9 protein-coding genes and 1 pseudogene are annotated in these 9,395 nt (G+C 66.2%); 1 reads left to right on the top strand and 9 read right to left on the bottom strand.

Going from position 1 to position 9,395, the window contains the following annotated elements; translation table 11 throughout:
- The first annotated feature begins 102 nt into the window (after positions 1-102).
- On the top strand, positions 103-1,371 hold the full coding sequence (locus tag AC3A3W_RS03995; RefSeq protein ID WP_487440579.1) for a PrsW family intramembrane metalloprotease: 1,269 nt from the start codon (positions 103-105) through the stop codon (positions 1,369-1,371).
- 68 nt (positions 1,372-1,439) lie between these two features.
- Here AC3A3W_RS03995 and nusB read toward each other — a convergent pair whose 3' ends face one another.
- From nusB to ruvX, 9 genes and pseudogenes are all read right to left on the bottom strand, one after another.
- Positions 1,440-1,850 (bottom strand): transcription antitermination factor NusB, encoded by a 411-nt coding sequence (gene nusB, locus AC3A3W_RS03990; protein ID WP_487440578.1) that lies wholly within the window; start codon positions 1,848-1,850, stop codon positions 1,440-1,442.
- Positions 1,850-2,413, bottom strand: a complete 564-nt coding sequence (gene efp / locus AC3A3W_RS03985) for an elongation factor P (RefSeq protein WP_056635236.1) — start codon at positions 2,411-2,413, stop codon at positions 1,850-1,852. Before efp ends, nusB begins: the two co-directional genes overlap by 1 nt.
- Before the next feature lie 157 nt (positions 2,414-2,570).
- On the bottom strand, positions 2,571-3,089 hold the full coding sequence (locus AC3A3W_RS03980) for a tetratricopeptide repeat protein (protein WP_487440577.1): 519 nt from the start codon (positions 3,087-3,089) through the stop codon (positions 2,571-2,573).
- Positions 3,089-4,177: a 3-dehydroquinate synthase gene (aroB, locus tag AC3A3W_RS03975; protein WP_487440576.1), complete on the bottom strand. Its 1,089-nt coding sequence runs from the start codon at positions 4,175-4,177 to the stop codon at positions 3,089-3,091. The genes AC3A3W_RS03980 and aroB overlap by 1 nt, the downstream gene beginning before the upstream one ends.
- A 161-nt stretch (positions 4,178-4,338) precedes the next feature.
- Positions 4,339-4,812, bottom strand: a pseudogene (locus AC3A3W_RS03970) (shikimate kinase); the annotation flags it as partial.
- A gap of 56 nt (positions 4,813-4,868) precedes the next feature.
- Positions 4,869-6,068 (bottom strand): chorismate synthase, encoded by a 1,200-nt coding sequence (gene aroC / locus AC3A3W_RS03965; protein WP_487440575.1) that lies wholly within the window; start codon positions 6,066-6,068, stop codon positions 4,869-4,871.
- A 26-nt stretch (positions 6,069-6,094) separates the two neighbouring features.
- Entirely contained in the window at positions 6,095-6,955 is an 861-nt protein-coding gene (locus AC3A3W_RS03960; RefSeq protein ID WP_487440574.1) for a shikimate dehydrogenase, read from the bottom strand.
- A complete protein-coding gene (mltG, locus tag AC3A3W_RS03955; RefSeq protein ID WP_487440573.1) occupies positions 6,952-8,811 on the bottom strand; it encodes an endolytic transglycosylase MltG in 1,860 nt (619 codons plus the stop codon). The genes AC3A3W_RS03960 and mltG overlap by 4 nt, the downstream gene beginning before the upstream one ends.
- On the bottom strand, positions 8,808-9,395 hold a 588-nt coding region (ruvX, locus tag AC3A3W_RS03950), incomplete at its 5' end, for a Holliday junction resolvase RuvX (RefSeq protein WP_487440572.1). The genes ruvX and mltG, both read right to left, overlap by 4 nt.

The following is a 9,395-nucleotide window of genomic DNA, read 5'->3' as shown; positions in this document are numbered from 1 at the left end:
CATTTGCTTTTCAAAATTACCACACGGGCCTTCGCCGATTGGCCCGCCGGAAGGCGTCGTCGGTCACATCCGCGCCGCGCCTCTGCCGCTAGGCTCGTGACTATGTCCATGAACCCGCAGCAGCCCGCGCCCGGACCGTCCGGAAACCGCCCCGGGAACCCCCAGTGGGAGTTCCATGAGCAGACGAACCCCAGCTGGATGGGCCATGTCCGCCAGCAGGACTACCGGCCCGCTCCCGGACACGGCGGCGGCTCGGTGGTCCAGGTCATGCCCGAGTCGGCGTCGACCGTCGCAGCCCGCCCTTCGCCCGGAGTGCTGTCCCTGGTGGTGGGCGGAGGGATCCTCGCGTTCGTGAGCCTATTCCTGGTAGTGCCGTTCCTGCTGGCCAACACCGGCATCACCGGCTTCGCCATCGGATTCTTCGCCTCGCTGATCCCCCTCGCGGCGGTGCTCTTCTCCGTGTACGTGATCGACCGCTGGGAACCTGAGCCGAAACGGCTGCTGCTGTTCGCGTTTACGTGGGGCGCGGCTGTGTCCATCGCCGTGACGCTGCTGATCCAGCCGGTCTTCGCCCTTGCCGCACCCACGTCCGACGAGGCGTCCTTCCGGGACTTCATGACCACCGTCCAGGCCCCCGTCGTGGAGGAATTCGCGAAATCCCTGGGGCTGCTCCTCCTGCTGCTGCTCGCCCGGAAGCATTTCGACGGTCCCGTGGACGGCGTGGTGTTCGCCTTCACCATAGCCGGCGGCTTCGCCTTCACGGAGAACATCCTCTACTTCGGCCGGGCCATCGCAGAGTCCAGCACGCCCGGCAGCGACCTCGCCCAGATCTTCTTCCTCCGCGGTGTCATGTCGCCCTTCGCGCACGCGATCTTCACCGGAACAACCGGCCTGATCATGGGCTTCGCTGCACGCCGCTGGCATTCCGGCGTTTCTGTGGCCGGGTTCGCTGTGGGGCTGATTCCCGCCATGGTCCTGCACAACCGCTGGAACAGCATGGGGCAGGATTTCCTGGCCCAGTATGTGCTGGTCCAGGTCCCCATTTTCCTGCTGGCCGTGGGCTGTATCGTGGCCCTGCGGGTCGCCGAGACACGGCTCACCCGCCAGCGGCTGCGTGAATACGCCGCAGCCGGCTGGTTCACGCCGGCAGAGGTCGGCATGCTGGCCACGGCGGGCGGCAGGAGGCAGGCGGTCCGCTGGGCCGGCGCCTACAACCGGGGCCCGCAGATGAAGGCTTTCGTGAAGGCGGCTACACAGCTTGCGTTTACCCGCCAGCGAATCCTGAGCGGCCGGGACGTCGCCCAGCACCAGCAGGACGAGCTGCAGCAGCTGCACCACCTCGTGGCGTTGCGCGCCGCCGTCGGGCACTAGCAGCAAGAAACCCCGGCCAGGTTGGCCGGGGTTTTTGCATGCAGCTGTTTTGAATGGAGCTACGGGCGTCAGGCCAACAGCGAAGGCTTCAGCTGCTGAAGGCGGCCGAGCAGGCCGTTTATGAACGACGGCGACTCATCCGTTGAGAGAGTTTTGGCCAGCGCAACGGCTTCGCTGACGGCGACGCCGTCGGGAACGTCATCGTTGTACAGCAGTTCCCACGTGCCGATGCGCAGGATGATGCGGTCCACCGACGGCATGCGCTCGAGCGTCCAGCCCTGCGAGTACGTCTCGAGGAACTCATCGATGGCCGGCTGCAGCGAAACTACGCCTTCGACGATTTCCAGCGTGTACGGGTTGACGATCTGGTCGGTCCTCTCGCGGCGTGCGCGCAGCACGTCGAACGCGGAGACGGAGCGCTGCTCAGCCTCAAAGAGGACCTCAAGTGCCCTGTTACGGGCCTTACCGCGGGCGCTCACTACTCGCTGACCCTGCCCAGGTAGCTGCCGTCGCGGGTGTCGACCTTGACCTTGGTGTTGTTCTCAACGAACAGCGGCACCTGGATCTCGTAGCCAGTCTCAAGCGTGGCCGGCTTGGTTCCGGCGGAGGAGCGGTCGCCCTGCAGGCCGGGCTCGGTGTAGGTGATTTCGAGGACTACGCTCGGCGGAAGTTCGATGTAGAGCGGGGTGCCTTCGTGGATGGCGATGTTGACCATCTGGTTTTCCAGCATGAAGTTGGTGGCGTCGCCCACCGTGGCCCCGGAGACGGTGATCTGGTCGTAATCCTGGGTGTCCATGAAAACGAAGTCCGCGCCGTCCTGGTACAGGTACTGGTAATCGCGGCGGTCCACGGTGGCGGTCTCGATCTTGAGGCCGGCGTTGAAGGTCTTGTCGACCACCTTGCCGGACATGACGTTGCGCATCTTGGTGCGAACGAACGCGCCGCCCTTGCCTGGCTTGACGTGCTGGAACTCGATGATGTTCCAGAGCTGGCCCTCAAGCTTCAGGACGGTTCCGTTCTTGATGTCGTTTGTGGTTGCCACTGGTTTCCTCTGGTTTGTATCTGACTGCTTCTAGCCGCCAGCCGTGTATGCCAAGCCGGCATGCCGAACGGCCCGCCAGCGTGTATTTATCAAAAATCCAAGAACCATTCTAGCGGAAATGTGGGCCGGCCCTGTCAGCCCGGTCCCGCAGCGCCAATCAGGAGGCCAGGTCGAGCACGTCCCGTGCCCGCTGCAGCGCCACCGTGGAGGAATAGATCAGCGCGGCATCCGCCGACTGTTCAACCCTCAGGTCCAGCGCCCGGGTGAACGACTCCACCGCAGCGCCGATGTTTCCCGCAGCGAAGTGGGTCCTGCCGAGGTACTGGTGCACCAGGGCCTCGTTGGGCGTTCCTGCCACCTCCGCGAGGAGTTGCTTGAAGAGCTCGACGGCAGGGTCATACCGGTGCGAGACGCGCAGTACTTCAGCCTCGAAGGCCCGCAGCCGGAACGACTCGGGATCCTTGTAGCGCGCCTCGGCAAGCAGTTCAGCGGCGTCGGAAGCGTGACCCTCCACCAGCAGGACAAACACGCGGTCTGCCGGATCGGTGGACGCCTCCAGCGCGGCGGCACACGCCTCGGGCCCGGTGATCTCCGGAACCAGTCCTTCCGGGTTGATCCGGATGCCGGGGAAGCCGCCGTCGGGCCACTCAATGGTCTCGCCTGTGACGTCACCCATCAGGACGCGATCTCCTGGTAGGCGGCAAAGAGCAGCGACGTATCGGGAACGTCGAGGATGCCGGGCTTGCCGATTCCGTCGAGCACCACAAAGCGGAGGAGGTCTCCGCGTGATTTCTTGTCGCGGCGCATGCCGTCCAGCAGGCCCTGCCAGCGGTCGCGGCGGTAGGTGACGGGAAGTCCCAGGGACTCCAGGATGCTGCGGTGGCGGTCGGCGTCGGCGTCCCCGAGCCTGCCCACGCTGCGGGACAGTTCGGCGGCGAACATCATGCCCACCGATACCGCGGCGCCGTGCCGCCAGGAATAGCGCTCCACGAGTTCGATCGCGTGGCCAAGGGTGTGGCCGTAGTTCAGGATTTCGCGCAGCCCGGATTCCTTGAGGTCCTCTGACACGACGCGGGCCTTCACGGTGATGGCGCGTTCAATGAGTTCGCGCAGGGTGTCCGACTGCGGGTCGGTTACGGCGGCGGGGTTTTGCTCCACGAGGTCCAGGATGGCGGGATCGGCAATGAAGCCGCACTTGATGACCTCCGCCATGCCGGAAATAAGCTCGTTTTTCGGCAGGGTGTTCAGCGTGTCCAAGTCCGCCAGCACGGCCGCGGGCGGGTGGAAGGCACCCACCAGGTTCTTCCCCTCGGCCGTGTTGATGCCGGTCTTGCCGCCCACGGAGGCGTCCACCATGCCCAGCAGGCTAGTGGGCATGTGGATGACCTTGACGCCCCTGAGCCATGTGGCGGCAACAAAGCCTGCGACGTCGGTGACGGCCCCGCCGCCGACCGAGACGATGGCGTCAGAACGCGTGAAGTCGTTCTGCCCCAGCACCTGCCAGCAGAATGCGGCCACCTGGATGTGCTTGCCTTCTTCGGCGTCGGGGATTTCCGCGGTGAGCGAGGTGAAGCCTGCTGCAGCCAGCTCGTCCCGGACGGCGTCGCCCGTGAGGCGGAGGGCCCGCGGATGGATGACCAGGACGCGGCGGACCCGTTCGCCGAGCAGTTCCGGCAGGGCGCCGAGCAGGCCGCGCCCGACTACGACGTCGTAGTTGTCCCCGGCCGATTCGCCGGTGACCTTGATGACAGTTGATTCGCTCACTTTTCAACTTCCTGTTTCGCGGCCGGGATGTTGCTGGCCGCCGTATTCGCGGCTGTGTCTGCCGCGCGTGTTTTTTCCGTGGCGGGGTCTGCCGCGGTGCTGGTCCCGATGGCGTTTGTCGTTGTGCCGTTCGCTGTTGCGGCGATCCCTCCGGGGTAGGCGCGCAGCACTGCCTCGAGCCGGCGTCCCAGCTCCGGCACAGAGCCGCGCCGGACGTCCAGGACGATGTCTGCCAGACGCTCGTAGACCGGCTTCCTGGTGGCGAACAGCGCCTTCCAGCGGCGGATCCCGTCGCCGGCCAGCAGCGGGCGTCCGGAATTCCTGGCGATCCGGGCGGCTACGGTATCCGCATCGCATTCGAGGTACACCACGATACAGCGCTCCAGGAGCTGCTGGGTTCCGGAATCCAGCACGGATCCGCCGCCGAGTGAGATGACCGTGGACGTGCCGGCCGCCTCTTCGAGGACGCGCGCCACCGTCCGCGCCTCGATTTCACGGAATGCGTGCTCGCCGCGCCCCGCGAAAATGTCGGCAATGGAGCCGTGGCTCTCCACGATCACAGCGTCGGTGTCCACGAACGGCGCACCAAGCTGCTGTGCAAGCTGGTGCCCGATCGCCGACTTCCCTACTGCCATGGGACCGATGAGCACGACTGGCCTGTTCCCCGTGCGGGGCGTATTGCTGAGGGGCACTACTGTCCGATCGAGTCCAGCGACGCCGGAATGTTCTCGATGTAGCCCCGGATGTTGCGGGCCGTCTCCGCCACGGAGTCGCCGCCGAACTTCTCGGTGACGGCTTCCGCGAGGACAAGGGCAACCATGGCCTCCGCCACGACACCGGCGGCCGGGACGGCACAGACGTCGGAGCGCTGGTGGTGGGCTTTGGCGGGCTCGCCGGTGCTGATATCGATGGTCTTCAGGGCGCGGGGCACCGTGGCGATGGGCTTCATGGCGGCCCGCACACGCAGGACGTCGCCAATGCTCATGCCGCCTTCAATGCCGCCGGCGCGGTTGGTGGTGCGGATGATCCTGCCGTCGGCATCCTTGACGATTTCGTCGTGCGCGGCAGAGCCGCGGCGGGCGGCCGTCCGGAACCCGTCGCCCACTTCCACGCCCTTGATGGCCTGGATGCCCATGAGGGCGGCGGCAAGGCGTGAATCGAGCCGGCGGTCCCAGTGGACGTAGCTGCCGAGACCCGGCGGGAGCCCGTAGGCAAGGACTTCAACCACGCCGCCCAGGGTTTCGCCTTCCTTGTGCGCGGCGTCCACCTCGGCCACCATGGCATCCGAGGTTTCGCGGTCAAAACAGCGCAGCGGGTCGGCGTCGAGCGCAATGACGTTGTCCGGGACGGGCAGGGGCCGGCCCTCGGGGACCGCGACGCTGGCGATCGAGACGGTGTGGCTCACGAGTTCGATGCCGAGGTGCTTCAGGAACTGCGCGGCAACGGTCCCCATGGCAACACGGGTGGCGGTCTCGCGGGCGCTGGCACGCTCAAGTACGGGCCGCGCTTCGTCGAAACCGTATTTCTGCATCCCGGTGAAGTCGGCGTGCCCCGGCCGCGGACGGGTCAGCGGAGCGTTGCGGGCCTGGTCTGCAAGTGATTCGGGGTCAACGGGATCGGCAGACATGATCTGCTCCCACTTCGGCCATTCGGTGTTGCCCACCTGGATGGCGACAGGGCCGCCCTGGGTGATGCCGTGGCGGACGCCGCCGAGGATGGTGACAACATCCTGTTCGAACTTCATCCTGGCACCGCGGCCATAACCGAGGCGGCGGCGTGCCAGGGCATCGGCGATCTGCCCGCTGGTGAGTTCAACACCGGCGGGGACGCCTTCGATAATTCCGACGAGGGCCGGGCCATGGGATTCACCGGCAGTCAACCAACGCAACATAAAATCCATCCTGCCACGTAGGGCGGTCAGAAGACGCGTCGGGGTGCCCCGACTGCGTCACACATCACATCTATGACTTCGGCGCTGGCGGCATCCTCGCGGCCGGTGAAGTGGCGGACCTGTTCGACTGCCTGGTAGAGCAGCATCTCGAGTCCGGGCACCACTTTTCCGCCGCCCTTTTGCCACGCGGCTGCGATGCGGCTGGGCCAGGGGTCGTAGGCGACGTCCAGCAGGACACCCTCCGTTGTCCGGTCCCGCTGCTCCAGTTCAGCCGCCATTCCGTCGGCGGCCCGCGGCGGCAGCGTGGATATGACGACGTCGGCGGCCAACATACCGGTGACAGCTTCAGTCAGGGGGCGGACGGCAATATCCATCGCCAGCCCACGGGCGGCGGCCCTCGCTTCCGCCGCCCGGCCGGTGTCCCTGACGTAGATGTCGACGGACGTCGCGCCGAGCTCCTGCAGCGCAGCCACAGCAGCGGCCGCCGTCCCCCCGCCACCAAGCACCGCAGCGGCGGGAGTCTCGGCGGCTCCGGCATTGCGGAGTGCGTTGACGATACCCGCAACGTCTGTGTTGTAGCCGATTCGCCTGGCGGAACCGCCTTCGCCGTCGAATACGACCGTGTTGATGACGCCGAGCACGCGGGCCACGCCACGGATTTCATGGACTTCCCGGACCATGGCCTTCTTCAGGGGCATGGTGACGGACAGCCCGCGCCAGCCCTCCTCACCGCGCAGGGAGGCCATAAACGCCGGAAGGGATTCCTCGGTCACGTCAATGGCGCTGTAACCGATGTCCTCCCCCAGCTGCGCGTACGCCGCCAGGTGCAGGGCAGGAGACTTGGAGTGGCCGATCGGATGCCCGAGGACGGCCGCCCGGCGGCTCATACGCAACGGCCGGGGTTGGCCTCACACCAGGCGTTGTACTGATCAACATAACGCTGGTGCTCCGCCAGTGTTTTGGAGAACTTCGTCTCCTTGGTGTCCAGGTTGATCGTCACCCAGTACATGTATTCATTCTGGTTCGGCTTGGCCGAAGCATCGATGGCCGTCTTGCCCGGCGAACCGATGGGACCTACGGGCAGTCCCTGGTTCGCGTACGTGTTGTACGGATTGGACTTGTCCGCCTTTTCCTCTTCGGTGATGTGGAAGCTTTTCCTGCCCAAACCGTAGGTGACCGTGGCGTCGGACTGGATCAGCCCGGCCGTCTCGGTGTTGTTGGGCTTGAGCCGGTTGTAGATGGCGCCGGCAACGTCCTTGTACTCAGCCTGGCCGCCCTCGGCCTGGACGATGCTCGCCACCGTCACGACCTCATACTGCTTGGCCGGGTCGGTGACGCCCTGGGCCTTCAGCTCGTCCTGGGTGATCTTGACCAGCTGCGTGAGGATGTCCTTGGGCGTGGATCCCAGTGGGAACCGGTGTTCGCCCGGGGCGAGGTAGCCCTCAAGGTTCTTTGCCTTGGCCGGCAGGCCGAACTGCTGCGGGGAATCACTGAACGACTTGAGCTGCGCCACGGGGATGCCGGAGCCCTCGGAGATCGCCTCCAGCGATTCGCTGATCCGCAGTCCGGCGCTGAGCGCAAAGTACATGACCTTGGCCTGTTCCTCGTTCAGCAGGACAGCCACCGCGTCGGAATTCTTCATCTCCTGCTTGAAGTCGTATTCGCCGGGAGACAGCGTGCCCCCCGAGGCGGCAAGCGCGGAAACAAACGTATCCGCGTTGGCCACGACTTTGGCTTCTTCCAGCCTGGCAGCCACCGACACGGGTCCTTCGCCGGGCTGAACCGACACTTTAACCTGTCCCGTGCCGGGTCCCGGGTAATCGCTGGGCTTGTTAGTGCCGAGCAGCGGCTTCAGGAACTGGGCACCGACGACGGTGGCCGTGACGAAAAGGGCCAAGGTGAGCAGGAGCGCCACCAGGCGGCGCCGCCTGCGGACCTTCTTGGAGGGGCGGGCCGGGGTGGTCACGCCCTGGGGGCTGCCGAGCAGCTGATGGCCCATCGCCTGGTCCTCGTACGGCTCATGGTCCTCGTAAGTTTCATGATGGGCGTCGGGGTGGTACGCCTCGTAGTCCACGCCGACAGGCGCCGCATGGTGGTGGGCCTCATCGGCGTGCATTGCCGGCTCCCCGAAACCGCCGTCTGCGTAGGCAGCGTCTGAATGGTCAGCTTCGTGGACGGCGTCTGCGTGATCAACGGTCCCCTGCTCGCCGGCAGCAGCATTGTGGGCGGCGGCACTGTGGGCAGCCGCGCGGTGCGCGGCGTGGTGGTCGGCAGCATGGGGGTCAACGCCCGCGTGCGCGCCATGGGCGTCACCGGTCGCGTCGGAGGCCGGCTGCTGAATCTTCGGTTCTTGGATGGCCGGCTCCTGAATTGTCGGTTCTTGGATCGCCGGTTCCTGGATGGTCGGCGGAGCGGGCGGAGCCAGCGGGACGCCGAGGGTGGGTGCCACCGCATCAGGCGACGGGACCGGCGACGAAGCCGCTCCCGCAGCCGTCCCCGGAACGGTCGGCTCAACCCGCGGCTGGGCCGACGCGGGGGCCGCCACTGGAGTCTGCGGTACCGCCGGGCGGCGGTCGGGAAGCTCCGGGGCGTCGTTCCCGGACTCGTAGGCCTGTTCAGGCACGAGGTCCCCGGAGTCCGCCGTGAGGGACTTCTCCCGGGCACGGATTTCCTTGCGCGTCAGCGGCCGTCCGCCACCCCTGAAGTTCCTGCCGGAGGAGTCGTCGCTATTGACCGGGCTCACTGTAGCCTTCCATCTTCTGAAGATTGCGTGTCTTTTTCCGGGACAGCCTGCGCACGATCCGCTGCGGCGTCTCCGGACAGCCCCGGCTGCGGAAGCGCGCGTACGCGGCTTCCCACATCCGTTCCCCTGGCTTTTTGCATGTCGATGGCGTGCTGCAGAATCCCTGCAGCAGCAACCTGATCCACCACTTTACGGTGATTTTTGCTGCTCATGCCAGCTTCGTGCAGGTGTCGGTGCGCGGTTACCGTGCTGAGGCGCTCATCCACGAGGTGCACGGGAACGTCCAGCCCGGCGCGGTGCAGCTCCTCTGCAAGGAGCTGGGCATACTCCGTGGCCATGCGGGCGGAAGAGTGTTCTTCGCCCTTCATGGTCCTCGGGAGGCCGACGAAAATCTGCACCGCGCCGCGGTCCGCCGCAAGGGCGGCAATGACCCGGACGTCCGAGTTCTTTTTCGGATTGCGGTCGAGCGTTTTCAAGGGCGTGGCCAGGATGGAGTCGCTGTCGCAGATGGCGACGCCGACGCGGACAGTGCCCACGTCTACCCCCAGTTTGATTCCCCGGGGGTAGACGTCGGACGCAGCAGG

Source organism: Arthrobacter sp. Soil_N43 (assembly GCF_057655195.1).
This window is presented reverse-complemented; position numbering and strand designations above follow the sequence as displayed.